Source organism: Skermanella rosea (genome assembly GCF_016806835.2).
In the GTDB taxonomy this organism is placed as follows: domain Bacteria; phylum Pseudomonadota; class Alphaproteobacteria; order Azospirillales; family Azospirillaceae; genus Skermanella; species Skermanella rosea.
Genome location: NZ_CP086111.1, coordinates 1,898,605 through 1,922,591, shown reverse-complemented (window position 1 = coordinate 1,922,591; position 23,987 = coordinate 1,898,605). Strand labels below are relative to the sequence as shown.

25 protein-coding genes are annotated in these 23,987 nt (G+C 67.4%); 14 read left to right on the top strand and 11 right to left on the bottom strand.

Annotated features, from left to right (window positions below; all coding sequences use genetic code 11):
- Positions 1 to 2: 2 nt before the first annotated feature.
- Positions 3 to 227: a hypothetical protein gene (locus JL101_RS08830; RefSeq protein ID WP_203099898.1), complete on the bottom strand. Its 225-nt coding sequence runs from the start codon at positions 225 to 227 to the stop codon at positions 3 to 5.
- A gap of 265 nt (positions 228 to 492) precedes the next feature.
- On the opposite strand from JL101_RS08830, the gene tkt reads away from it, so the two are divergent.
- Both tkt and gap read left to right on the top strand, forming a co-directional pair.
- Entirely contained in the window at positions 493 to 2,508 is a 2,016-nt protein-coding gene (gene tkt / locus JL101_RS08825) for a transketolase (RefSeq protein ID WP_203099896.1), read from the top strand.
- A 45-nt stretch (positions 2,509 to 2,553) separates the two neighbouring features.
- Positions 2,554 to 3,561 (top strand): type I glyceraldehyde-3-phosphate dehydrogenase, encoded by a 1,008-nt coding sequence (gene gap / locus JL101_RS08820; RefSeq protein ID WP_203099894.1) that lies wholly within the window; start codon positions 2,554 to 2,556, stop codon positions 3,559 to 3,561.
- 92 nt (positions 3,562 to 3,653) lie between these two features.
- Here gap and JL101_RS08815 read toward each other — a convergent pair whose 3' ends face one another.
- A complete protein-coding gene (locus JL101_RS08815) occupies positions 3,654 to 4,106 on the bottom strand; it encodes a DoxX family protein (RefSeq protein WP_203099892.1) in 453 nt (150 codons plus the stop codon).
- A 169-nt stretch (positions 4,107 to 4,275) separates the two neighbouring features.
- Between JL101_RS08815 and JL101_RS08810 the strand changes: the two genes are divergently transcribed.
- From JL101_RS08810 to JL101_RS08800, 3 genes are all read left to right on the top strand, one after another.
- Positions 4,276 to 5,208: a LysR family transcriptional regulator gene (locus tag JL101_RS08810; protein ID WP_203099890.1), complete on the top strand. Its 933-nt coding sequence runs from the start codon at positions 4,276 to 4,278 to the stop codon at positions 5,206 to 5,208.
- A 58-nt stretch (positions 5,209 to 5,266) separates the two neighbouring features.
- Positions 5,267 to 6,442, top strand: coding sequence for a hypothetical protein (locus JL101_RS08805; RefSeq protein ID WP_203099888.1), 1,176 nt, complete (start codon positions 5,267 to 5,269; stop codon positions 6,440 to 6,442).
- A gap of 202 nt (positions 6,443 to 6,644) precedes the next feature.
- The gene (locus tag JL101_RS08800; protein ID WP_203099886.1) at positions 6,645 to 7,355 is read left to right on the top strand and encodes a type IIL restriction-modification enzyme MmeI; all 711 of its coding nucleotides are present in this window, start codon (positions 6,645 to 6,647) and stop codon (positions 7,353 to 7,355) included.
- A 152-nt stretch (positions 7,356 to 7,507) separates the two neighbouring features.
- Here the strand turns inward: JL101_RS08800 and JL101_RS08795 are convergent, their stop codons facing one another.
- The 6 genes from JL101_RS08795 to pedF all read right to left on the bottom strand — a co-directional run bounded on the left by JL101_RS08795 (position 7,508) and on the right by pedF (position 13,506).
- Positions 7,508 to 8,173, bottom strand: a complete 666-nt coding sequence (locus JL101_RS08795; RefSeq protein WP_203099884.1) for a response regulator transcription factor — start codon at positions 8,171 to 8,173, stop codon at positions 7,508 to 7,510.
- Positions 8,174 to 8,349: 176 nt separating this feature from the next.
- Complete coding sequence (locus tag JL101_RS08790; RefSeq protein WP_203099882.1) at positions 8,350 to 10,122, bottom strand: methanol/ethanol family PQQ-dependent dehydrogenase; 1,773 nt, start codon at positions 10,120 to 10,122, stop codon at positions 8,350 to 8,352.
- Between the two features lie 271 nt (positions 10,123 to 10,393).
- On the bottom strand, positions 10,394 to 11,338 hold the full coding sequence (locus JL101_RS08785) for a quinoprotein relay system zinc metallohydrolase 1 (protein WP_203099880.1): 945 nt from the start codon (positions 11,336 to 11,338) through the stop codon (positions 10,394 to 10,396).
- The gene (locus JL101_RS08780) at positions 11,335 to 12,144 is read right to left on the bottom strand and encodes a quinoprotein dehydrogenase-associated SoxYZ-like carrier (RefSeq protein WP_228435363.1); all 810 of its coding nucleotides are present in this window, start codon (positions 12,142 to 12,144) and stop codon (positions 11,335 to 11,337) included. The genes JL101_RS08785 and JL101_RS08780 overlap by 4 nt, the downstream gene beginning before the upstream one ends.
- Positions 12,145 to 12,208: 64 nt before the next feature.
- Positions 12,209 to 13,066, bottom strand: coding sequence for a substrate-binding periplasmic protein (locus JL101_RS08775; RefSeq protein WP_203099876.1), 858 nt, complete (start codon positions 13,064 to 13,066; stop codon positions 12,209 to 12,211).
- Positions 13,067 to 13,074: 8 nt separating this feature from the next.
- Positions 13,075 to 13,506, bottom strand: a complete 432-nt coding sequence (pedF, locus tag JL101_RS08770) for a cytochrome c-550 PedF (protein WP_203099874.1) — start codon at positions 13,504 to 13,506, stop codon at positions 13,075 to 13,077.
- Between the two features lie 243 nt (positions 13,507 to 13,749).
- Between pedF and JL101_RS08765 the strand changes: the two genes are divergently transcribed.
- The 4 genes from JL101_RS08765 (at position 13,750) to JL101_RS08750 (ending at position 17,567) form a co-directional block, all read left to right on the top strand.
- Entirely contained in the window at positions 13,750 to 14,721 is a 972-nt protein-coding gene (locus JL101_RS08765) for a YVTN family beta-propeller repeat protein (protein ID WP_203099872.1), read from the top strand.
- Between the two features lie 54 nt (positions 14,722 to 14,775).
- The gene (locus tag JL101_RS08760) at positions 14,776 to 15,513 is read left to right on the top strand and encodes an ABC transporter ATP-binding protein (RefSeq protein WP_203099870.1); all 738 of its coding nucleotides are present in this window, start codon (positions 14,776 to 14,778) and stop codon (positions 15,511 to 15,513) included.
- The gene (locus JL101_RS08755) at positions 15,510 to 16,313 is read left to right on the top strand and encodes an ABC transporter permease (RefSeq protein ID WP_203099868.1); all 804 of its coding nucleotides are present in this window, start codon (positions 15,510 to 15,512) and stop codon (positions 16,311 to 16,313) included. The genes JL101_RS08760 and JL101_RS08755 overlap by 4 nt, the downstream gene beginning before the upstream one ends.
- Before the next feature lie 147 nt (positions 16,314 to 16,460).
- On the top strand, positions 16,461 to 17,567 hold the full coding sequence (locus JL101_RS08750) for a ParA family protein (protein ID WP_203099866.1): 1,107 nt from the start codon (positions 16,461 to 16,463) through the stop codon (positions 17,565 to 17,567).
- Between the two features lie 58 nt (positions 17,568 to 17,625).
- Here JL101_RS08750 and JL101_RS08745 read toward each other — a convergent pair whose 3' ends face one another.
- Positions 17,626 to 17,805: a hypothetical protein gene (locus JL101_RS08745; RefSeq protein WP_203099864.1), complete on the bottom strand. Its 180-nt coding sequence runs from the start codon at positions 17,803 to 17,805 to the stop codon at positions 17,626 to 17,628.
- 327 nt (positions 17,806 to 18,132) lie between these two features.
- On the opposite strand from JL101_RS08745, the gene egtB reads away from it, so the two are divergent.
- Both egtB and JL101_RS08735 read left to right on the top strand, forming a co-directional pair.
- A complete protein-coding gene (gene egtB, locus JL101_RS08740; RefSeq protein ID WP_228435362.1) occupies positions 18,133 to 19,434 on the top strand; it encodes an ergothioneine biosynthesis protein EgtB in 1,302 nt (433 codons plus the stop codon).
- Between the two features lie 47 nt (positions 19,435 to 19,481).
- Positions 19,482 to 19,922 carry a nuclear transport factor 2 family protein gene (locus tag JL101_RS08735; RefSeq protein ID WP_203099862.1) on the top strand — a complete coding sequence of 147 codons (441 nt, stop codon included), beginning with the start codon at positions 19,482 to 19,484 and terminating at the stop codon, positions 19,920 to 19,922.
- Between the two features lie 178 nt (positions 19,923 to 20,100).
- Here the strand turns inward: JL101_RS08735 and JL101_RS08730 are convergent, their stop codons facing one another.
- A complete protein-coding gene (locus JL101_RS08730; protein WP_203099860.1) occupies positions 20,101 to 20,925 on the bottom strand; it encodes an aldo/keto reductase in 825 nt (274 codons plus the stop codon).
- A gap of 146 nt (positions 20,926 to 21,071) precedes the next feature.
- Between JL101_RS08730 and JL101_RS08725 the strand changes: the two genes are divergently transcribed.
- Both JL101_RS08725 and JL101_RS08720 read left to right on the top strand, forming a co-directional pair.
- Positions 21,072 to 21,368, top strand: a complete 297-nt coding sequence (locus JL101_RS08725) for a hypothetical protein (RefSeq protein ID WP_203099858.1) — start codon at positions 21,072 to 21,074, stop codon at positions 21,366 to 21,368.
- A complete protein-coding gene (locus JL101_RS08720; protein WP_203099856.1) occupies positions 21,365 to 21,937 on the top strand; it encodes a hypothetical protein in 573 nt (190 codons plus the stop codon). The genes JL101_RS08725 and JL101_RS08720 overlap by 4 nt, the downstream gene beginning before the upstream one ends.
- Before the next feature lie 25 nt (positions 21,938 to 21,962).
- Here JL101_RS08720 and JL101_RS08715 read toward each other — a convergent pair whose 3' ends face one another.
- A complete protein-coding gene (locus JL101_RS08715) occupies positions 21,963 to 22,970 on the bottom strand; it encodes a S1C family serine protease (RefSeq protein ID WP_203099854.1) in 1,008 nt (335 codons plus the stop codon).
- Between the two features lie 143 nt (positions 22,971 to 23,113).
- Between JL101_RS08715 and JL101_RS08710 the strand changes: the two genes are divergently transcribed.
- Positions 23,114 to 23,983, top strand: a complete 870-nt coding sequence (locus JL101_RS08710; protein WP_203099852.1) for an SH3 domain-containing protein — start codon at positions 23,114 to 23,116, stop codon at positions 23,981 to 23,983.
- The last annotated feature ends 4 nt before the right edge of the window (positions 23,984 to 23,987 follow it).

Here is a 23,987-nt window from a genome sequence, read left to right as displayed (position 1 = left end):
TCCTAATCCTCCAAAACGGTCTGCAGCCGGCCTATCGCCGTGTCCAGGCGCGCCGAGACGGTGTCCGCCACGCCCTTGGCCTCCGCCTCCGCCGTCCTGGCGGCTTCCAGGGCACGTGCCAGTTCGTCGCGCTCGGCGATGCGGCGCGCTTCCCGGCGGTCCAGGGCCGCGTCGAGCTGGTCGATCGCCACGTCGAGGCTTTCCAAAGCGGCTTTAAGTCGGTCCATCGGGGCGAAGCCGATCCTGCGCAGAAGTGAAACCAGTCGGCCCCGACCTTAGAGGCGCGCCCGCGCCGCCGTCAACCACGCTTCGCAGACGCCACATACCGGCATCTCGCGTGTTGACGTGGGCAACCGGCGGCGGCATGGTGCCGGCGTTTCAGAATTTTGAAGCCTTGTCGCAATGCCGCGCGCACCCGGGTTGCCGCCTCTCCCGACCAGTGGGGGCGACCGGGAATCGAGCGTTCAGAACCTAGCCAGGATACCCGTCACCATGCCGACGCCGCCCACCTCCGCGACCCCCGCAAGCCCTGCCGGCGTTCCGCACGAGCAGCTGGCCAATGCGATTCGCGTACTCGCCATGGACGCGGTCGAGGCCGCGAAGTCCGGCCACCCCGGCATGCCGATGGGCATGGCCGACGTGGCGACGGTGCTGTTCGGCAAGTTCCTCAAGTTCGATCCCAAGGCGCCGCAGTGGCCCGACCGCGACCGCTTCGTGCTGTCCGCCGGCCACGGCTCGATGCTGCTGTACAGCCTGCTCCATCTCACCGGCTACGAGGAGATGACGATCGACGAGCTGAAGCGGTTCCGCCAGCTCCACAGCAAGACCCCCGGCCACCCGGAAGTGCTCCAGTCCGGCGGGATCGAGACGACCACCGGCCCGCTCGGCCAGGGCATCTCCACCGCGGTCGGCATGGCGCTGGCCGAGCGCATCCTGAACGCGCGGTTCGGCGACGACCTGGTCGACCACTACACCTACGTGATCGCCAGCGACGGCGACCTGATGGAAGGCATCAGCCACGAGGCGGCGTCCTTCGCCGGCCACCTGGGCCTGTCCAAGCTGATCGTCCTGTGGGACGACAACCAGATCTCGATCGACGGCCCGACCAGCCTCAGCTTCACCGACGATACGCTGAACCGCTTCCGCGCCTATGGCTGGGACGTGCGCGAGATCGACGGCCACAATCCGCAGCAGATCACCACGGCGATCGAGTACGCCCGGACCACCGACGCCCCGTCCCTGATCGCCTGCAAGACCATCATCGGCTACGGCGCGCCGACCAAGGGCGGCACCCACCATTGCCACGGCTCCCCGCTGGGCGCCGACGAGATCAAGGCCGCGCGCGAGAAGCTGGCCTGGACCCACGAGCACTTCATCGTCCCGGAAGAGATCACCCAGGTCTGGCGCGGCTTCGGCCAGCGCGGCGTGGCAGAGCGGGAGAGCTGGCAGGCCCGCCTGGACGGCGCCGACGACAGCCTGCGCAGGAGCTTCACCCACGCCGTCTCAGGCGAACTGCCGGCCGATTTCGACGCGGTGATCGATGGTTTCAAGAGCAAGGTCTCGGCCGAGCAGCCGAAGCTGGCGACCCGCGTGGCCTCGGGCAATGTTCTCGACGTCCTGGTCCCGGCGGTGCCCGAGCTGATCGGCGGCTCCGCCGACCTGACGCCCAGCAACAACACCCGCGTGAAGAACACCGGCGCCGTCCAGCGCGGCGACTTCCACGGCCGCTACGTCCATTTCGGCGTGCGCGAGCACGGCATGGCGGCGGCGATGAACGGCATGGCGCTGCACGGCGGCATCATTCCCTACGGCGGCACCTTCCTGACCTTCAGCGACTATTGCCGCCCGGCGATCCGCCTCGCCGCCCTGATGAAGAGCCGCACGATCTTCATCATGACCCATGACAGCATCGGCCTGGGCGAGGACGGCCCGACCCACCAGCCGGTCGAGCATGTCCCGGCGCTGCGCACCATCCCCAACCTGCTGGTCTTCCGCCCGGCCGACGCGGTCGAGACGGCGGAGTGCTGGGCGATCGCGATGAAGAGCGTCCACCGCCCGTCGCTGATGGCGCTGACCCGCCAGAACCTGCCGACGGTCCGGACCGAGCACACGACCGAGAACCTGTCCGCCAAGGGGGCCTATATCCTGGCCCCGGCCGACGGCGAGCGGAAGGTCACGATCTTCGCCACCGGGTCGGAGGTGGAGATCGCCCTTCAGGCCCGGGCCACGCTCCAGGCCGAGGGAATCGGCACGGCCGTGGTCTCCATGCCCAGCATGGAGCTGTTCGAGGAGCAGGACGAGGCCTACCAGGACGAGGTGATCGGCGAGAACACGGTCCGCATCGCCGTCGAGGCCCAGGTCCGCCACGGCTGGGACCGCTATATCGGCCGCAAGGGGACCTTCGTCGGCATGAAGAGCTTCGGCGAATCGGCGCCCTACCAGGATCTCTACAAGCATTTCGGCATTACCGCCGATGCCGTGGTGACGGCCGCCAAGGCCAAGTTGTAAACGGGCGCGTCAAAGCCCGCGAACGTATTGGGATAGGAGGAATCGATGGCTGTTAAGGTTGCGATCAACGGATTCGGGCGTATCGGCCGTCTGGTGCTGCGCGCGATTTATGAGTCCGGCCGCACCGACGTCGAGGTCGTCGCGATCAACGACCTCGCCGACGTGCATACCAACGCGCACCTGCTGAAGTACGACAGCGTCCATGGCCGGTTCCCGGGCACCGTGGAAGCCCGCGAGGGCGTGCTGGTCGTCAACGGTCACGAGATCAAGGTCGTCCAGGTCCGCGACCCGGCCCAGCTCCCCTGGGGCGACATGGGCGTCGAGATCGCGCTGGAATGCTCGGGCATCTTCACCAAGCGCGACGATGCCGCCAAGCACCTGACCGCCGGCGCCAAGAAGGTCCTGATCTCCGCCCCGGCGACGGACGAGGACCTGACGGTCGTCTACGGCGTCAACCACGACAAGCTGACGGCCGAGCACAAGATCGTGTCGAACGCCTCGTGCACGACCAACTGCCTGGCCCCGGTCGCCTTCGTGCTGAACAATCTGGTCGGCATCGAGAAGGGCTTCATGACCACGATCCACAGCTACACGGGCGACCAGCGCATCGTCGACACGATGCACAAGGACCTGCACCGCGCCCGCGCCGCCGCGCTGAACATGATCCCGACCTCCACCGGCGCCGCCAAGGCCGTCGGCAAAGTGCTGCCGGAACTGAAGGGCAAGCTGGACGGCACCGCCATCCGCGTGCCGACCCCCAACGTCTCGGTCGTGGACTTCAAGTTCATCGCCAAGCGGGCGACCAGCCCGGAGGAGATCCAGAAGGCCATCTCCGACGCGGCGGCCGGCCAGCTGAAGGGCATCCTGGGCGCCTATGACGAGGAGTTGGTGTCGACCGACTTCAACCACGACCCGCACTCCTCGATCTTCGCCCTGAAGGAGGTCAAGGTCATCGACGGCAACTTCGTCCGTATCCTGACCTGGTACGACAACGAATGGGGCTTCTCCAACCGCATGGCCGACACCGCCGTCGCCATGTCGAAGGCCGGCTGAGCAGCCCGACCTGAAGTCCTGACGTGGCTGAAAGTGCCCGGGAGCATCGGCCGATGCTCCCGGGCACTTTTTCGTTCGGGACTACGCTGCGGTCAGCGGGCGGCCTGAGCGGTGCGTCCGGCGCCGCCGATGCCCAGCAGCTTCTCCGGCTTCAGCGCATAGGCGCCGGCACCGAGCAGGGCCTGGACCAGCAGCGTCACCGTCCAGAAAGCGGGGAATTCCCAGCCGCCGCCGGTGCTGCCGAACATCCAGCCGTTCGGCAGGTGCTGGAGCGTGGCGCCGACCATGATCGGCAGCAGGGCGATGGAGATCGCGCGGGTCCAGGCGCCCAGGATCAGGGCGAGGCCGCCGCCCAGCTCGCCCAGGATGACCAGGTAGGCGAAGAAGCCGGGGTAGCCGATGGTCTCGAAGAACTGCACCGTGCCCGGAATCGTGAAGGTGAAGATCTTCAGCCCGGCGTGGGCGAGGAAGAGGATGCCGAGGCTGACCCGCAGCAGAAGAGCGGCGTAATCGGCCTGCGAGTGGGTCGAGTGAGAAGCGTTCATTGTCAGTCCATCCCGATCCGGGGCCCGTCCCGCGGGCCCGTTTTGGTGAAAGGGGCGGATTGTCCGGTCCCCTGATGGACAGAACTGTGCATTGAAAACGACTGGCGGTTAATCCGCCCATTCATGCATAAATAAGCCACTCCGCGTATACAATCGGGAAGACCGCTTCATGGATAGGATCACCGCCCTCGCCGCCTTCGTCCGCACCGTGGAACTGGGGAGTCAGGCCGCGGCGTCCGAGGATCTCGGCCTGTCCCGGGCGATGGTCGGCCGCCATATCCAGCAGCTGGAAGACCGGCTGGGCGTCCGCCTGCTCAACCGCACGACCCGCAAGCAGAGCCTGACCGAGGCCGGGCTGGCCTTCTTCGAGAAATGCGCCAGCATCCTGGACCAGTTGAGCGAGGCCGAGCGGGTCGCCAGCGAGTTGCAGGCCGAACCCCGCGGCACGCTGCGGGTCAACGGCCCCATGAGCTTCGGAAGCCCCCATCTCGCTTCCGCCCTGGCCGCCTATTGCGAGCGGCACCCGCAAGTCCGGATCGACCTGGTGCTCAACGACCGGCAGGTCGACCTGGTGGAGGAAGGCTACGATGTCGCGATCCGGATCGCCCGTCTGACCGACTCCAGCCTGATCGCCCGCCGCCTCGCCCCGATCCGGATCGTCCTGTGCGCCTCCCCCGATTACCTGGGTCGCCATGGAGCGCCGCGCACGCCCCAGGATCTCGCCGGGCACAACTGCCTGCTCTATACCTACTCCCCAACCCCGCTCGACTGGACGCTGGTCGGGCCGGACGGCGTGGAGACGGTGGTGCGCGTGACCGGCAGCCTGTCGGCCAACAACGGCGACGCGCTGGTGGCCGCGGCGATCGCCGGCCAGGGCATCGTTCGGCAGCCCACCTTCATCGTCGGTGACGCGCTCCGCGACGGCAGGCTGGTCACGGTCCTGCCGGACCACGCCCTGCCGCAGCCCAGTGCCTACGCGGTCTATCCCCATGCCCGCAACCTGTCGCCCAAGGTCCGGAGCTTCGTCGATTTCCTGGCCGGACATTTCCGCGGGGTCCCGCCCTGGGATGTCGGGCTGGACGAGGTGTCAGCTATCCGTTAACCAACGGCACCTAAAATCTCCGGTTCATGGGAAATGTCCCGAAAGCAACCGGAGATGAATGATGCCGACATGCTCCGCACCGGTCCGCCTGCTGGCGGCATTGCTGCTGCCGATGCTCGCGGCGCCTGAAGCCTCCGCCCTGACCCTGACCATTCCGCCGGGAGCGGCGCCGGAGATCGTCTTCGACCATGCCCGGGACGCCTGCGAGAAGTTCGACGTGCCCGACGTTCCGGCCAGCGTCTTCCGCGCCCATGACGGCACCGTCCGCCTGATCGCCAGCCACTGGACCAACCGGGGCATGGCCGGTCCCGACCTCGACCATCTCCGGCATTCCTGCGACATCCTGTACGAGGGCGCCAACGACGACGACCCCTCGGCCTTCGACGACCGGGGCTGGATCACCAGCACCTACACCCTCGACGGCAGGACCGTCCATGCGCTGGTCCACAACGAGTTCCACGGTCACCGGCGCCCGGCCCTCTGCCCGTCCGGGGGCTACATGGAGTGCTGGTACAACACCATCACCTACGCCGTCTCGGTCGACGGCGGCCGGACCTTCAAGGCGCCCGAGGGCCGCCGACTGGTCGCGGGCGTCCCGTACCGGTACGACCCCAACCGCGGCAAGCGGAGCGGCCTGTTCAACCCTGCCAACATCATCCGGCGCGGCGACTATTTCTACACGATGTTCAGCGCCGCCCCGCAGGGCGAGCAGGCCTTCGGCATCTGCCTGATGCGGACCGACCGCCTGGACGACCCGGCGTCCTGGCGGGCCTGGGACGGCAGCGGTTTCACGGTCCGCTTCATCGACCCCTACCGGGAAGAACCGAACCCGGCCGGCCCGCCGGCGACATGCACGCCGGTTCCCGGCCTGACGCGGCTGATGACCAGCCTCAGCCTGCACCGTCCATCCGGCCTCTATATCGGCCTGTTCACCCACCGCCAGCCCACGGGTGCGGACGGCGCAACGGTCGACGGCGTCTTCTACAGCACCAGCCCCGACCTGCTGGCATGGTCGCCGCCCCGGCTGCTGTTCCCGACGCCGGTCACCCTGAACAAGGGATGCGACACCCGGCCGGTGGTCTATCCGTCGCTGGTCGATCCCGATAGCCCGTCGCGCAACTTCGAGGACACGGACGACGACGCCTATATCTACATGACCCGAATCACGATGGATGGATGCAAGACCGGCTGGACCCGAAATCTCGTGCGCCTGCGCGTCCGTATCGACCGGTAAGCCCGCACCGCTCGACCGACCGACTACTGGGCTAATATCTTCAACCCCTGTTCACAATCGCGACTTGGCTGTAAAATTTATTGTTTCAGAACAAGTATTGGGGTAAACTTAAATTTCTTTCTAATTAAACAATACTGTCGCACCCGGATGCATAAAATTGCCTTCGTGTGAGTACGAATGTATTTTGACGGGAACATCCACCATGGGTTCCCTCATGAAGTTCGCATCCGCGGTGATCGCCGACCCCGTTCAAGCCTTCATCAACCGATGGAAGGAATCCGGCGCCGGAGAGCGCGCGAACTGCCAGCTGTTCCTGTCGGAACTGTGCGATCTGATCGGGGTTTCCAGGCCCGACCCCACGCGGGACGACGACCGCTACAATCTCTATGTGTTCGAACGGAAAGTGGCGTATCCACGTGCCTACGGTGCGGTCAGCACGGGCAGGATCGACCTCTACAAGCGCGGCTGCTTCGTGCTGGAGGCGAAACAGGGCAGCGACCATAAGACCTTGTCGCTGAAGACCCGGCGCGGCACGGCGGTCCGCGGCGGCAAGCACTGGGAGCGCACGATGAACGACGCCCGACTGCAGGCCCTGGCCTACGCCCGCGCCCTGCCCGCCCGGGAAGGCCCGCCGCCCTTCGTCATCGTCGTCGATGTCGGGCATTCGATCGAGCTGTTCGCCGACTTCAGCGGAACCGGCCTGCGCTACGACCATTTCCCCGACGCCGGAAGCTACCGCATCCTGCTCGACGACCTCACCCGGGCGGAGATCCGCAACCGGCTCGCCAAGGTCTGGACAGCGCCCTTCGATCTGGATCCTTCCCGGAGCATGATGGTGCCTACCCGGCGCGCCGCGGACCGAATGGCGGCGCCCCGGCACATCACGGCTGTTGTTCCCGCACAGGGGTTCTGACGGGCCAGAGCATCGATCAATGGGTGCGAAGTGATTTTATCATCCACAGATGAACGCAGACGGACACAGATAAGGAAGATCTCGAATAATTATCTGTGTCCATCTGCGTTCATCTGTGGACAAGTAAATCTGTTACCCGTTCCAGAAGCTGATTACCGGGCGCCCTGGAAGCTGTCGAAATGGAGCTTGGAGGCGAAGACGACCGCCTGGGTGCGGCTGTAGACCTTGAGCTTCTGGAGGATCGCGGAGACGTGGGCCTTGACCGTCGTCTCGGCGATGTTCAGCTCGAACGCGATTTCCTTGTTCAGCTTGCCGGTGCCGAGCATTTCCAGCACCCGGAGCTGCTGGGCGGTCAGGGTCGCGATCCGGCGGGCGATCTCGGCATCGTCGTCGCGGCCGTTGCACTCCGTCGTGCGCTGCTCGCGCTGGATGTGCGGCGGAACATAGACGTTGCCCTTGATGACGGTGCGAAGGGCTTCCGCCATCTCCTCGCGCGGGGTCGATTTGGGGATGAAACCGACGGCGCCGTAGTCGATCGCCTGATAGACCAGCTTGGCGTCCTCGTGCGCGGAGACGATCACGACCGGCAGGGCCGGGAACTGGGCGCGGAGTGCCAGCAGGCCGCTGAAGCCGTTCACCCCCGGCATGGACAGGTCGAGCAGCGCCAAGTCGAAATCGCCCTGCGCGCGGATCGCCTCGATGGCTTCCTCGAGGTTGGAGGCTTCCGTGGGAAGGCTGCCCTCGACGGAAAGCGAGAGCGCAGTCTTCAGGGCGTCTCGAAACAGCGGATGGTCATCCGCGATCAGAACCTTGCACATGGCTGCTTATTGCGCTCGTTGTAGCGGCGTTTCCTGGTAGCCGAGTGTGCTTCGGGTTACGGCACGATGCAAGATGGAACTCGTCACAAAAGCGCTGTTCCCGAGGGGAAAAGGGGGCCGGTTCGCACCGGCCCCCGCACCCGTTCCAGTATGCGTCCCGAACCTTCGGAACCGCCTCAGGCCTTCGGCAGCTTGAACACCCAGAGCATGCCGCCCTGGTTGATGTCCTTGACCTTCTTGGCGACTTCACCGCCCCACAGCGGGACCGCGCCGCCCCAGCCCGACACGACCGAGACATACTGCTCGCCGTCCATCTCCCAGGTGACCGGGCTGCCGACGATGCCCGAGCCGGTGTTGAACTTCCACAGCTCGGCGCCGGTCTTGGCGTCGAAGGCCTTCAGGAAGCCTTCCGGCGTGCCGGTGAAGACCAGGTTGCCGGCGGTGGTCAGGACGCCGCCCCACAGCGGAGCCGGGTTCTTGTATTCCCACACGATCTTGCCGGTCTTCGGGTCGACCGCGCGGAGCGCGCCGATATAGTCGTCGAACAGCGGCTTGATGGTGAAGCCGGCGCCCAGATAGGCAGCACCCTTCTTGTAGGTGATCGGCTCGTTCCAGATGTCCATGCCCCACTCGTTGGCCGGGACGTAGAACAGGTCGGTCTCCGGGCTGTAGGCCATCGGCATCCAGTTCTTGCCGCCCAGGAAGCTCGGGGCCGCGAAGATCGGCTTGCCCTGCCCGGCCGCGGCGCCGCCGCCGTCCATCGGGTTCGGCGGACGGTTCTCCTCGTTGTAGATCGGACGGCCCGTGTTGAGGTCGAAGCCCTTCGCCCAGGAGGTCTGGGTGACGAACGGCGTGGCGCTCAGCAGCTTGCCGTTGGTCCGGTCGATCACGAAGAAGAAGCCGTTGCGGTCCGCCTTGGCGCCGGCCTTGATGGTCTTGCCGTCCTTCTTCAGGTCGAACGAGATGAACTCGTTGACGCCGTCGAAGTCCCAGCCGTCATGCGGCGTGGTCTGGAAGTGCCATTTGATCTCGCCGTTGTCCGGGTTGATCGCCAGCGTGGACGAGGTGTACAGGTTGTCGCCCGGCCGCAGGTGCGAGTTCCAGGGCGCCGGGTTGCCGGTGCCGAAGAAGAGCTGCTTGGTTTCGGGGTCGTAGGTGCCGCCCAGCCAGGTGGCGCCGCCGCCGGTCTGCCACAGGTCGCCGGTCCATGTGGCGTTCCGCACGCCGGTCATGGTGCTTTCCTTGCCATCGAGGGTCCCCATGTTCCCCTCGATGGTCGGCCGGGTCCAGATCACCTCGCCGGTCTCGGCGTCACGGGCCTCGACCGCGCCCAGCACGCCGAACTCGCCGCCGGAGTTGCCGGTGATGATCTTGCCGTCGACGATCAGCGGCGCCGCGGTCATCGAGTAGCCGGCCTGGTAGTCGGCGACCTTCTTGTTCCAGACGACCTTGCCGGTGTCCTTGTTGAGGGCGACCAGGCGGGCGTCGAGCGTGCCGAAATAGACCTTGTCGCCCAGGATGGCGGCGCCGCGGTTGACCACGTCGCAGCACGGCATGATGCCTTCCGGCAGGCGCGCCTCGTACTGCCACTTCTTCTCGCCGGTGCGCGCATCGAGCGCGAACAGGCGGGAGTAGGAGCCGGTCACGTAGATCGTGCCGTCATGGACGATCGGCTGCGACTCCTGGCCGCGCTGCTTCTCGCCGCCGAAGGAGAAGGCCCAGACCGGGGTCAGCTTCTTGACCGTGTCGGTGTTCAGCGCCTTCAGCGGGCTGTGGCGCTGGCCCTGGTGGCCCATGCCATAGGTCAGCACGTCGCCGGGCGTCTGGGCATCCTTCAGGATGTCGTCGTTGGTCGGGCCGGCGGCCTGCGCGGCACCCGTCGCCAGACCGAAGGCGAGCCCGCCGGCGACGGCGCCCGCCACGGCATAAGACGTCTTAATTCGCTTCATAAAGTCAGCCTCCCTCAAGAGCACACGACGCCGGCGCCGGGTCGCTGGGCCACCGGGCGGCCGCCGGAGCAACCCCGCCCCGTCAGCCAAGCCCCGGCCTTGCCAAATCTTCCCGGCCCCGCAGGCCTGTTTGTCCTTGGTCGGGGAGATTAACCTCATGCCGGACCCAAGCAATTGGCAAAAAGTACAATAGGTCTGGCGATAAAAAATCAAGAAAACGCAAATCATCCCGCTTCCATAAGGAAGCGGGAGGAGCTGGATCGGACCCTGTTTAGTTCACCCGCGGCAATACAGATTGTTCTATTTTGGGATACAGGTGCGCCACCGAGCGCGTGAATTCCTCCCGAAGGACGTTGAGGGCGGCGAATCGCGCCGGGATTTCGATCGCCATGACTTCGTTCATGTCGAGGCCGGCCTCAGCCGCCCCGCGCAAGGTCGCGTCGAGCCAGGTCAGGTAATCCCGGGTCTGGCCTATCGCGGCTTCGTCGGACCGGACGGTGCCGTGATTGGGCACCAGCACGGCGATGTCCAGCGCCTCCAGTTCGTCGAGCGACCGAAGCCACCGCGCGATGTCGGCGTGCGGCGTCGTCGGCGTCCGGTCGGAGAACACGAGGCCGCCCGCGAACAGCACGCCGGTGGTCTCGTCGAACAGCGCGAGGTCGGCCGCGGTGTGACCGGCCAGCGGCATCAAGCGAATCCTGTGCCCGCCATAGACGACGGTGGCGCCCAGCACGGGTTCGGTCGGGACGACCATCTCGGTTCCCCGCATCCAGTCGCCGATCAGCCTGTACATGTTCTCGGTGACCGCCCGGCCTTCGCTGCGGATGCCGTCTATGGTGCCCGGAAGGGCGGCGATCGGCACGTCGGCGAAGGCCTGGGAGCCGAGGAAATAGTCGGGATGAAGGTTGCTGACGAACACCTTCGCGATCGGCCGCGGCGTCACCCGGCCGATCGCGGCCCTCATCTCCTCGCCGTAGCGGCGGTTGGGCCCGGTCTGGATGACGATCACGCCGTCGTCGGTGACGATGAAGCCGGAGTTGAGGATGTTCCCGCCGTTCGCGGCGGTGAAATGCTCCGCGGCCCCCTCGAACACATAGGTGTCGGCCGCGATCCGGCGCGGCTCGAGCCCATAGTTCCGCCCGGCGGCCAGGAGGCTGTCCGCGGGCATCAGGATCAGGCACAGCAGCCCGACCGCACCCTTGAGCGCGCCTCTCATCGCCGGACAGGGTCCAGCGCGCTCTGCCGCCACGGCAGGGGAACCTCGGCCTCGATCTCCGTGCCGTTGTTGTCGCGGCCGTCGATGCCGAGCGAGCGGCTGCCGGGCGACGGTGTCACCTCGACGGTGAAGACCGGGTTCTCCGACACCGGCTCGAAGCTGTCGATCCGCGCCAGCTCGCGCCCGTCGGCGTCCCGGATCGCCAGATCCTCCAGGTAGAAGGCGGGGATGCCCGGCGCCAGGCCCGTGTCCATCGGGTGGCGCACGCGCAGGCGCAGGCGGGTGAACCCGTCATCGGCCGCGGCCCAGGCGCGGGCCTGCACCTCCCCCAGATGCCGCTCCCAGGTCGGATCGCCATGGGCCAGCGCCGGGGACGTGCAGCCGCCGCCCGCCGCGTCGACGAACACCCCGCCCACATGCCAGACGCCGTCGGGCGTCCGCGCCGCCGCCCGGATCGGGGTCGCCTGCTGGAGCTTGAGGCGCAGCGCGATGGTCGGCCGGGCCGCGACCGGGCGATAGTTGAGGATTCGCGGGATCGGATTCATGTCGGCGAAGACGACGATCTCCTCCACCGCGCCCAGGGCCGTCGCATCGACCGACACCGGCACGTTCAGCGCGTCCTCGGCACTCGCGGGCGCGGAGACCCGGACCCGCTCGTCGAACCGGACCGGCCCGCCGCCCAGGATAACGGCATGCATGTCGTCCCACATCACGGAGCGGAGGGGATCGGGTTCGGCGGCGACGGCGGTCGCAGCCGAGGTCGCCAGCACCACCGCGGCCAAACCGGCGCCAAGGGTCTTCAGCACGCTCGCTCTCCCTATCCTATGCGCCCCCATGCTTCGTGGGAGCGTCCGTTCCGGGTCCTGCGTCCTATTGGGCGGGCCGGCTGTGCGTCAGCCCGTGGCTCCCGTAGATCTCAGCCACCCTACCACTTTCGAGAAGCTCGGTCACGATGTCCCCGACCCGGTAGCCCAGGTCGCGGGCGTCGTGCTTCACCGCAAGGCCGATCGGCCATTCCGCCGGGGCCAGGTTCGGCGCCGGCATCGATCCGATCGGGAACTTGGCCCGGTCGGCCCCCAGGGCTCCCTCCAGCTCGCTCAGCGGGGCGAAGACCGCCGCAACGGCACCCGCGCGCAGGCCCGCGACCGCCTGCGCGACAGTGGCATAGTGGACCACGTTGGCCGCGAGCCGTCCGCCGAAGGCGCCGCTCAGGTAGAAGTCGGGCACGGTATCCAGTTCGACCCCGACCTTCTCGGTCTGGAACACGGGAAATCCCGCAGTTTCGGAAATGCGCGCCGGGTCGCGGGCGACGGCGTAGGTCTCCCGCTGGTACGCCCCGAAGATGACCACCAGATCGTTGCGCTGCGCGAAGGACCGGTTGACCGGCACATGCATCATGATGTCGGCGACGCCGCCGCCCAGGATCGGCCCTTTCCAGACGGCGTTGCGCAGGTCGTCGTCCATGGTCTCGTCCGCGGTCAGCTCCATGAAGTCGACCCGCAGCCCCAGCTTCTCGCCGATCGCCTTCCCCAAATCGACGTCGGCCCCCTTGAGGACACCGCCCTCGCGGTAGGAAAAAGGCGGAAAATCACGATAGACGGCGATCCGGACCACCCCGCGAGCCACCACGTCGTCAAGCGGCACGGCCATGGCCGAAGCCGCCGTCACCGCCGCGAGGACGACCGCGGCGGCGATGGCGCGGCACCAGGAAGCGATCGTTCCGGCCATGGACGCGCTCACTGTTCGGCGACGGTTTCGAGCCAGGCGCGGATCGTCCAGAGCGCTTCCTGCCCCAGGGCCTCGTCGAACTTCGGCATGTAGGTCACGCCGTTGCGGATCGCGCCGTTGACCACCCGCTCCTTGAACCACTCGTCGCCGCTGTCGCCCGGCTCCAGAAAGCGGAGGTCCGGCGCGATGCCGCCGGAAACGGCGCCCAGGCCGTGGCAGCGGGCGCAGTTCTGGTTGAACGCCGACTTGCCGATCTCGATGGCCCGCTCGTTGCCCCGGTAGGGATTGCTGTCCCGCCATTCCTTGCCGAGCGGCTCCAGCCCGCTGGTATCGACCGCCTGGGGAGTGACGTCGCCATGGGCGAAGGCGCCGGTCGAGGCGGCGACGAGACCGCCCAGCAGAAGGGCGGCGGCGGAGAGCCGGGCAAACCGAGCGTTCATTATCAGGTCCTTTCGCAAACAGCGGTGATCGCTTCGTTGCGGCGGATCATATCCAGTGCCGGCTTGGACACTAATTGGACTATGGTAGCAGCCGGCGGATGCTGATTTACGCAAATATTGATGCGGCAAGGCTTTTTTCACTAAGTACTGCGCCGGCCCGGCATGGTTCCAAAGTCTAATGCGCCGCACCCCGCCCGTGCCGATACCTTGGCAGCGACCATGACGTCTAGGGAGAACGGTGCGATGAAGATCGTGAAGGTTGCGTCGGCGGCGGCAATCGTGACGGCGGTCCTGGGCGGGCCGGCGCTCGGGCAGACGGTTTTCGTTTCGAACGAAAAGGACAACACGCTGAGCGTGATCGACGCCGGCACCCTTCAGGTGACGAAGACCATCAAGGTCGGCAAGCGCCCGCGCGGGATCACCCTGAACGCCGACGGCAGCCTTCTCTACATCTGCGCCAGCGACGACGACACCGTCCAGGTGCTCGACGTCGCGACCGGGAAGATCCTGCATAACCTTCCCTCGGGCGAAGACCCGGAGCAGTTCGCGCTTCATCCCGACGGCACTCATCTCTTCGTCTCCAACGAGGACGACAACGTCGTGACCGTCGTGGACATTCCGCAGCGGAAGGTGGCCTACCAGATCGAAGTCGGGGTGGAGCCGGAAGGGATGGCGGTCAGCCCCGACGGCAACTGGGCGGTCAACACGTCCGAGACGACCAACATGGTCCACTGGATCGACACGGCCAAGCGGTCCCTGGTCGACAACACGCTGGTGGACGCGCGGCCGCGCCATGCGGAGTTCTCCAGGGACGGGTCCAAGCTGTGGGTCTCGGCCGAGATCGGCGGCACGGTGGCCGTGATCGACACGGCGACCCGCAAGGTCGAGCATACCGTCCAGTTCGCGATCAAGGGCATCGCCAAGGACAATATCCAGCCGGTCGGGGTCAAGCTGACCGACGACGGACGCTACGCCTTCGTGGCCCTGGGTCCGGCCAACCACGTCGCGGTGGTCGATGCCAGGACCTTCCAGGTGGAAAAGTACCTGCTGGTCGGCCGCCGCGTCTGGCACCTGGAGTTCACCCCGGACCAGAAGCGGCTTTTCACGTCGAACGGGGTCAGCAACGACGTGTCGGTGATCGATGTGGAGACCATGAGCGTGGTAAAGTCGATCCCGGTCGGCCGCTATCCTTGGGGAGTGGCGATCAAGGAATAGTATATAAGGGAATGGGGGCCCCGGATCCGGGCCCGGAGGAAACGCAAGGGATAGATGACCGCACCCGCATTGGAGATCGAAGGGCTCAGCTACGGCTATGGCCGAGGCTTCGCCCTGGACGACGTATCCTTCCGTGTGAACGAGGGCGAGTTCACCGCCCTGCTGGGGCCGAACGGCGCGGGCAAGACGACGCTGTTCTCCCTGATCACCCGCCTGTTCGAGGCGCCCCGCGGGTCCATCCGCGTCTGCGGGATCGCGCTGCGCGACCAGCCGACCCGCGCGCTGGCCCGGATGGGCGTCGTGTTCCAGCAGCCCACGCTGGACCTCGACCTGACCGTCCGCCAGAACCTGCACTATTTCGCGGCCCTGCACGGCATCGGGCGGCGCGACGCCGCCGACCGCATCGACGATGCGCTGGAGCGCCTGGACATGGGCGAGCGGGAGGGCGAGAAGGTGCGCCAGCTGAACGGCGGCCACCGGCGCCGGGTCGAACTGGCGCGGGCGTTGCTCCACCGGCCGGACCTGCTGGTGCTGGACGAGCCCACGGTGGGGCTGGACGTCCCGGCGCGCCGCGGCATCGTCGAGCATGTCCACGACCTGTGCCGGACCCAGGGGATGGCGGTGCTGTGGGCGACCCACCTGATCGACGAGGTGCATGCCGACGACCGGGTGGTCGTGATCCACAAGGGCCGCATCCTGGCCGACGGCAGCGTCAGCGAGGTCAACCGGACCAACGCCTCGGCAAACCTGACCCAGACCTTCCACCGGCTGATCAACCAGGTGGCGGCATGAACCTGCATTACTGGCGCGCCCTCAACGGCATCGTGACCCGCGAGGTGCTGCGGTTCCTGCACCAGCGCGAACGCTTCCTGGCGGCCCTGGTCCGCCCGCTGGTCTGGCTCCTGGTGTTCGCGGCGGGCTTCAGGGCGGCGCTCGGCCTCTCGATCATCCCGCCGTACGAGACCTACATCACCTACGAGACCTACATCGTCCCGGGCCTGGTCGGCATGATCCAGCTGTTCAACGGGATGCAGAGCTCGCTGTCGATGGTCTACGACCGGGAGATGGGCAGCATGCGGACGCTGCTGGTCAGCCCCCTGCCCCGCTGGTTCCTGCTGACGGCCAAGCTGCTGGCCGGAACCGCCGTCTCGATCCTCCAGGTCTATGCCTTCCTGGCGATCGCCGCCGCCTTCGACATCGTGCTGCCGCCCCTGGGATACCTGACGGCGCTGCCGGCCCTGGTCGTCAGCGGGCTGATGCTGGGAGCCGTCGGCATGCTGCTGTCCTCGACCATCAAGCAGCTGGAGAACTTCGCGGGCGTCATGAACTTCGTGATCTTCCCAACCTTCTTCCTGTCCTCGGCGCTCTATCCGCTGTGGAAGATGCAGGAGTCCAGCGTGCTGCTCTACCAGATCTGCGCCGCCAACCCTTTCACCCACGCGGTCGAACTGATCCGGTTCGCCCTCTACGTGCAGGTCAACTGGGAGTCGCTGGGCTGGACGGCGCTTGCCCTGGCGGTGTTCCTGGCCGCCGCCATCTACGGCTACAACCCCGCCCGCGGCTTCATGCCGCGGAAGGCACAGGCGGATTGACGGGCGGAGCCGCATCAAGGCGGCTCCGTGACTTTATGGGTAAATCGTTCGGCGGGATGTTGCCCAATCCGGCTGCACGGGTTAAACCTTCGGTACGAAACCGCAGCCGCCCGTGTTGCCTGAAGGCGCCCTTCCGGAACCCTGTTGATGACATCGAGCCCGAACGCCTCGCCGCGAACCTCGCCGACCCATACGATCGCCATCTACAACCACAAGGGCGGCGTGGGAAAGACCACGGTTTCGCTTAACCTTTCCGTGTGCCTGGCCGCGGCGGGATATCGTTGCCTGCTGGTCGACATCGACCCGCAGCAGAGCAGCACCACCGTCCTGTCGCGCACGGGCGCGTCGCCGAACCTGGTGGATGTCATCCGCAAGCAGGCGGTGATCGAGGACGCGCTGCACGAGACCGTGGTGCAGAACCTGTGGATCATCCCGTCCACGCGGGCGTTGACGCTGCTTGAGACCGGGCTGGACGACCGGGTCAGGCCCAACCACGGGCTGAAGCGTTACCTGACGTTCTCCGAGGACCGGTTCGACTTCGTCGTGATCGACTGCCCTCCGGCCATGGGCCTGCTGTCACTCAGCGCCCTGATCGCGGCGGACAGCGTGCTGATTCCGACCACGTCGGGCGCCTTCTCGATCCAAGGCGTGCAGCGGACGGTGGAGACGGTGAACGCGCTGCGCGGCGGCCTCAGCCCCGGCCTCGTGGTCAATGGGATCCTGGTATCGCTGTTCGAGGGGACCCGCCGGGACCAGCAGACGCTGAAGGACCTGGGAAGCCAGTTCTCCGGCCTGCTGTACCGGAACCGCATCCGCTTCGATCCGGAAATCCTGAAGGCGGAGGTCAAGCGGGCGCCCTCGACCCTGTTCAACCGCGGCACCCATTCGACCCAGGACTATATATTCCTGACCGCCGAACTGCTGGGCCGGATCCACCGCCACCGCCGTCTGCCGGACGCCGAATTCTCGTTCGACGACATGACCCGGACGATCACGGAAACCCTGGCGAAGCCGGAGTTCACCACTCTGGCGCCTGATGGCGAGGGGGATGCGGGGGGTGCCGATCCGGAAAAGCCGGGGGCCGGCGGCTCGGAGATCGACGCGACCGGCGGCGACCGGCGGGGCGGGCGTGTCCGGCAATTGGCGCTGGCGGCGGCGATCTTCGTGGCCGGGATGGTCTGCGGCGGATCGCTCGCGACATGGCTCGGGCCGGAAACCCTTGCCATGTTCCAGACCGCCGGGGCCGGCGACTGAACGTCCGGCCCTCTTCATCGATCGGTTTCGTCCGGCACGGGCCGGACGGGCAGCCGGATCAGGCTGCGGTGCGGGCCGTCCGCGGGGGTGCGGAAACGGCAGGGGCGTCGGCGCGGTGTTGGCCGAAGTGCCGGATGCGCGCCATCACGCGCTTCCAGGCGCGATCCAGCGGGGTGAGATCTTCCAGCTTTTCGCTGGGGTGATTGTACTTGTCACCGCAAAGAGAGAGGATGACCATGATGCGAAGTCCCAAAGCTCGGTTCAGACGCTCCGAATCTAAGCATTCTCAGGGCTCGCACCATCCCTGTTTGCTGCAACGCAGCATCGCGGCGTATGAATGACGGCATTCATGAATGCCTAACTTTTACGTGCAGCCGGCGGGTGGCACGACACCGCAAGGCATATGCCCTCCTTTGGAAACAGACACCTCGGCAGGTACTCCTTCGGCATAGCCCCCTCGGAGATGCTGACCCAATCCCCGGAAGGGGTGTTCCATCTCCCAAATTCATGCGCGCCATCAGATTACTTAATGGCGAACATGCTGACGCGCCGGAGGATAAAGAAGATGATCGAGGCCATGCAGGACGTCATCGAACTCGCAGCCGCCCCGAGTGTGCGCGAACGGCTGGTCCGCCGGTTCATGCGGGTTCGCGGCCGTACGGTGGGGCTGGCCGCCCCGCTGACCCCCGAAGACCAGATCATCCAGTCGATGCCCGATGTCAGCCCTACCAAATGGCATCTCGCCCACACCACGTGGTTCTTCGAAGTCTTCGTGCTGAACCGTTATGCCCAGGGCTACACGGCGTTCGACGAACGGTTCGGCTACCTTTTCAATTCCTACTACAATAATCTCGGCAGCCGCCATCCGCGCCCACACCGCGGCATGCTGTCGCGGCCGAGCTGGGACGAGGTCCAGCGTTACCGCGACCATGTCAACGCCGCCTGCCTCCGGCTGATCCGCCAGGTTCCGGACGACACGCTGGACGAATTGTCGAAGATCCTGACGCTGGGCTTCAACCACGAGCAGCAGCACCAGGAACTGATCCTGACCGACATCAAGCATGTCTTCTGGTCCAACCCGCTGCTTCCGGCGTACCAGTCCGCCCAGAACCAGCCGGGCGCGACCACGGCGCCCCAGAAATGGTTCGAGCATGCCGGCGGGCTCGTCCAGACCGGCTGCGACTCCGACGCCACGGGCTTCTGCTTCGACAACGAGACGCCGAGGCACCACACCTACGTCCAGCCCTTCCGCTTCGCCGGGCGGCCGGTGACCTGCGGCGAGTACCGGGAGTTCATCGAGGCCGGCGGCTACGACAAGCCGAAATACTGGCTGTCCGACGGCTGGAACGAGGTCGAGGCGCAGCAATGGCGGGCGCCGCTGTACTGGCAGAAGCAGCACGGCGACTGGCATGTCTTCACGCTGGCCGGGCTTCGCCCGCTGGTGGACTCCGACCCCGTCTGCCACGTCAGCTTCTACGAGGCCGCGGCCTATGCCGCCTGGGCCGGCAAGCGGCTTCCGACCGAAGCCGAGTGGGAGCTGTTCGGCCGGACCCAGCAGGTCGACGGCAACCTGATGGAATGCGGCACCCTGCACCCGACGGCCTCGCCCTGCGCCGGGATGGGTCCCTGGCAGATGTTCGGCGATGTCTGGGAATGGACCGCCAGCCCCTACTCGCCCTATCCCGGCTTCAAGGCCCCGCCGGGCGCGGTCGGCGAATACAACGGCAAGTTCATGTGCAACCAGATGGTCCTGCGCGGCGGCTCCTGCGTCACGCCGTCCGACCATGTCAGGGCGACGTACCGCAACTTCTTCCCGCCGTCGGCCCGGTGGCAGTTCTCCGGCTTCAGACTCGCCGAAGACATCTGAATGGGGTAGGCTGGCGGACGACACCTCTCCTACCGGAAGCGACCGCCATGGCCCCTCGCCCGACTATCACTTCAGCGGCGGCCGGCCCGACCCTGGACGACGCGCTGGCCGCCAACCGCGCCTTCTACCACGCCTTCTCCAGCCGGGACTTCGCGGCGATGGAAATGCTGTGGGCACAGGCGGCGCCGGTCCTGTGCATCCATCCCGGCTGGGCGCCGCTGGTCGATCGCACGCTGGTCCTGACGAGCCTGCGGGACATCATGAGGAACCCTGCGACGCCGAAGGCCTTCAGCCGCAATGACAATGCCTTCATCTACGGCGACGTCGCCGTGGTGATCTGCGAAGAGGTACTGGAGGGCGGCGTGCTCGCCGCCACCAACATCTTCGTGAACGAGGGCGGCGCCTGGCGGATGGTTCACCACCAGGCCAGCCCCATCGCCGTCCGCCTGGAGCAGACGGAGCCGCCGCCCAGGACCGTCTTCCACTAGCGGCTCGGCAAAGCGTTCTTGATTGATTTATCGTAGGTCGGCCTCGGCCGAAGGCCGACGCCGACAGCGTGGCCGGAGCGTTGACCAGGGCGTCGGCGTTCGCCCTGACGGGCGAAGGCCGACCTACCGCACTCCGCTCCGCCGAACGTCATCAGAAACACTGTGCGGGACCATTAAGTCAGGCGGCGTCCCACGCTGGCGCCCAACCGGGATTGATCAGCCGGCGGTCGCCCCGCAGCGCGTCGATCTCGGCCCGTTCGTCGTCGCTCAGCTTGAAATCGAAGATCTCGAAGTTGCTCCTCAGGTGCTTCTCGCCGCTGGCCTTGGGAATCGCCGCGACGTTGGACTGGTCGATCAGCCAGCGCAGAGTAACCTGGACGGCCGACTTGCCGTGCTTCTCCCCGATCCGGGTCAGGACGGGATGGGTCGCGGCCTCACCGCGGGCGATCGGGCTGTACGCCGTCACCATCATGTCGTGGGCGCGGGCGAACTCCAGCACCGGCCGCTGCGACAGGAAGGGATGGTACTCGACCTGATCGCACAGCAGGTCGGCCTTGTGCCGCTCGACCGCGTCCTTCAGCATGGCGGTCGGGAAGTTGCTGACGCCGATGTTGCGCGCCTTGCCCGCGGACTTGACGTCCGTCAGCGCCTTCAGGCTCTCGCCGAGGGGGAACTTGGGGTTGGGCCAGTGGATCAGCAGCAGGTCGACATGGTCGGTCCGCAGCTTCTTCAGGCTTTCGTCGACCGAGCGCTGGAGTTCGCCGTCGCCGATGCGCTCGTACCAGACCTTCGTGGTCAGGAAGATGTCGTCGCGAGGGATGCCCGAGTCGGCCAGCGCCTCGCCGACCTGCTCCTCGTTGTTGTAGGCCTGCGCGGTATCGACATGGCGATACCCCATCGCGAGACCGGCCCGGACCACGTCGGCGCACTGCGCGCCCGACAGCTGCCAGGTTCCGAGGCCGAGCGCGGGCACCCGCACCCCCTTGAGGTTCACGTATTCCATCTTGGTTCCCTTCGAGTAACGGAAAGCAAACCACTGCCGGACATCATGGTTCCGCCCGGCCGACCCGGCGGCAGGGGTACCATATCGACTGGATGGACTCGTTGGTTTCGCACAAGGCTACTGGCAAATGGTCGGCAGGCGGCGGCTTGGGACGGTCGTCCCGGCGAGCCGGCGGGCGAGCGTTCGCCGCGTCGCTGTCGCTGGTGCTGCTGGCCGGCTGCGAGACTCTCCGCCCCGGCGGCCAGCCGCCCGACAGCATCGCCGTCAATTTCCGCACCGATCCCAGAACCGGCAACACGGAAGGCCCCTTCGACCCGGCGACGGGCAGGCCGGTGCAGACTCAGATCGGCGAGGACGGCATCCTGCGGGTCGTGATCGATCCGGTGACCCACGCGCCGCGCCTGCTCCCGGCGGACCTGCCGAAATCCGCGGCGGCCGAATGAGCCTGCCCCGGTTTCCTACCGCTGCGCGGGTCGCGGCAGTCCTGCTGCTGGGAAGCGTCCAGGCCGTCTCCGCCCAGCAGCCGGCGCCGCCCGGTTCCGGCTCCGTCGCGTCGGGCATCACCCCGGCTCGCTACTCGATCCCGGCGCCGGGAAAAGGGCGGCTGACCGCATCGGTTCCCCCATTGCCGCCGAAGCCGCTGCCGCCGCCGGACCTGCAGGGAGACGCCTTGGCGCCTGCGGCTCCGATGCTTCCCGCCGTCGCCAAGGTCACGCCCTATCAGCCGCCGATCTTCTGGCCACCGCCCCCTCGGCGCAAGCCGGGCGGGACGATGACGGCGACGGTGGCGGCACCTCCGGCTCCGCCTCCCCCTCCCCCGGCGGCGCCTCCCGCGCCTCCGGCCCGGGACGGCTATACCGCCGTGGTCCCCATCACCGTGTTCGGTCCCGAGGAGGCGCCCGCGACCCCCCGGGCCGCACCGGAACCGACGCTGGAGGAGCTTGCGGGCACCGAACCGATCGTCTTCACCGTCCGGCTCCCGACCGTCGTCCTGCGGGAGCCCGCCCCGTGACCGCCGGGCCGGTCGCCCTGCCCGGTCACGAGCCGGCCGACGTCAGCAGGACCTCGACCGTGCGCGAGGTCTTGCCCCGCTGGAAGGTCAGGCGCACGCCGTCCGGCCCCTGGTGCTTCAACCGGGCGGTCAGGTCGGCGACCCCGGCGACCGGCCGGTCACCGGCATGGGTGATGATATCGCCCGGCTTGGCGCCCAGGGCGGCGGCGCGCGACCCCGGCGCCACGCTGACGACCCGCACCCCTGGCGCGGCATCCTCGGCCATGATGCCCAGCTCGTTCCGGGTGCCGGGAACCGCCGCCTTTCCATCGACCTTGTCCGCGACCCTGCCGGCGCCGCCGATCAGGCCGGCGAGCGTTCGCTCCAGCAGGTCCACGGGAACCGCGAAGCCGACGCGGGACAGGCCGGCGGGCGCCGCGACCACGGCGGTCGCCATGCCGATCAGGCAGCCGCGGGAATCGAGCAGCGGGCCGCCGGAATTGCCGGGGTCCAGGCTGGCGTCGGTCTGGATCGCCTTGTCGATGCGCTTGCCGGCGCCGAGCTCGACCGGCCGGTCGAGGCCGCTGATGATGCCGCGGCTCAGGCTGACGCCGATCCCGTACGGATTGCCGATGGCGAAGACCCCCTGCCCGACCTTCAGCGACCGGGACGAGCCGCGGGACACCGAGGCCGGCGCGGCGGCGGCATCGACCTGCAGGACCGCGATGTCCAGGTCTGCGGCGACCGCGATCATGGCCGGCCGGACGGTACGGCCGTCGGCGAATCTGACGGTCAGCTGCCGGCCGGGCCGGATCACATGTTCGTTGGTCACCACGTGGCCGGCGCGGTCCCACAGGAACCCGGTGCCGACCGTCTTCGCGCCGTCGCTGGCGGATTCGATGGTCACAACGGCCGGCGCCACCGCCTCGAACAGGGCGACGGGGTCCGGTTCCGCGCCGCCCGCCGCGCAGGCGGAAGCCTGGGCGGGGCTGCTCCAGCCGAGCACGGCGGCAAGGGAGGCGACGATCATTCCTGTGTTCAGCGCTGCACGCATGGCGGTCTCCGACGGTGCGGTCTCTGGGGGGCAGGTTCGTGACCAGGAATGGCAAGCCCCGTGCCAATGGCGGATTTCCGGGCCTTTTACGCAGTTTGGACGGAACGTCGCGGCAGGACTTGCCCGATGCCGGGGGGATGGCGATGAAGATTCTGCCTAAGCCGCGGGCCGCCCGGCTCCTTCTGCCGGCCCTGGTATCGGCCCTCCTGCTCTGTGCGCCGGTTCCCGGCCGTGCGCAGGGGGGACCCAATCTCGGCGCTCCCCAGGTCGGCGAGACGATCCTGAACCGCGACGTGGAGGTCCGCGTCTCGCCGGACGAGGCGAGCCGCGTCGTGATGACGCTGCCCCGCGGCAAGACCGTCGCGGCGTTCGGCACCCCGCGCCGCACCTCCTGGACGCAGATCGGGCTGGGCGGCCGGGACGTGGGCTACGTGCCGAGCGACAGCCTCGACAGCATCTTCGTCGCGCGCACGGTCGCGAGCCGGGCCGCCGTGGTCGGGCGGCAGCGCTGGACCTTCCCCGACGGCACCCTGCGCGGCACCCACGTGCTGGCGGGAAATGCCTCGGGCACGGAGATCAAGGACGGCAAGAAGCGGGAGACCAAGCTGGAGCGCGGCGCCGTGCTGGGCCTGCTCGACGTCCAGGGCGGCAAGGCGCGCATGGCGTCGGACTCGATCGCCAGCATCACGCTGCCGCCCGACCTGCTGCTGCCGATCATCGGCGTCCACGACTACGACTTCACGGGCAGCGGCCCGCCCCGGACCTTCTACGCGGCGCGCGTCGGCGAGTTCCTGACGCCCGTGGAGGCGGAGAACGGCTGGACCGGCTTCGTCGCCGCCGCCGGCCCGCAATACGCCCCCTACGCGCACTTCATCTACCCGACGATGGGGAAGGACGGCATGGCGTTCGCGCTGGCGTTCGGCCCGCTGGACCGGACCGGCGTCAACAATGTCTGCGTGGCGCTGGCCCAGCGCATGCTGGACTGCTGGATCGTCGAGGTGGAGTCGTTCTGACCCC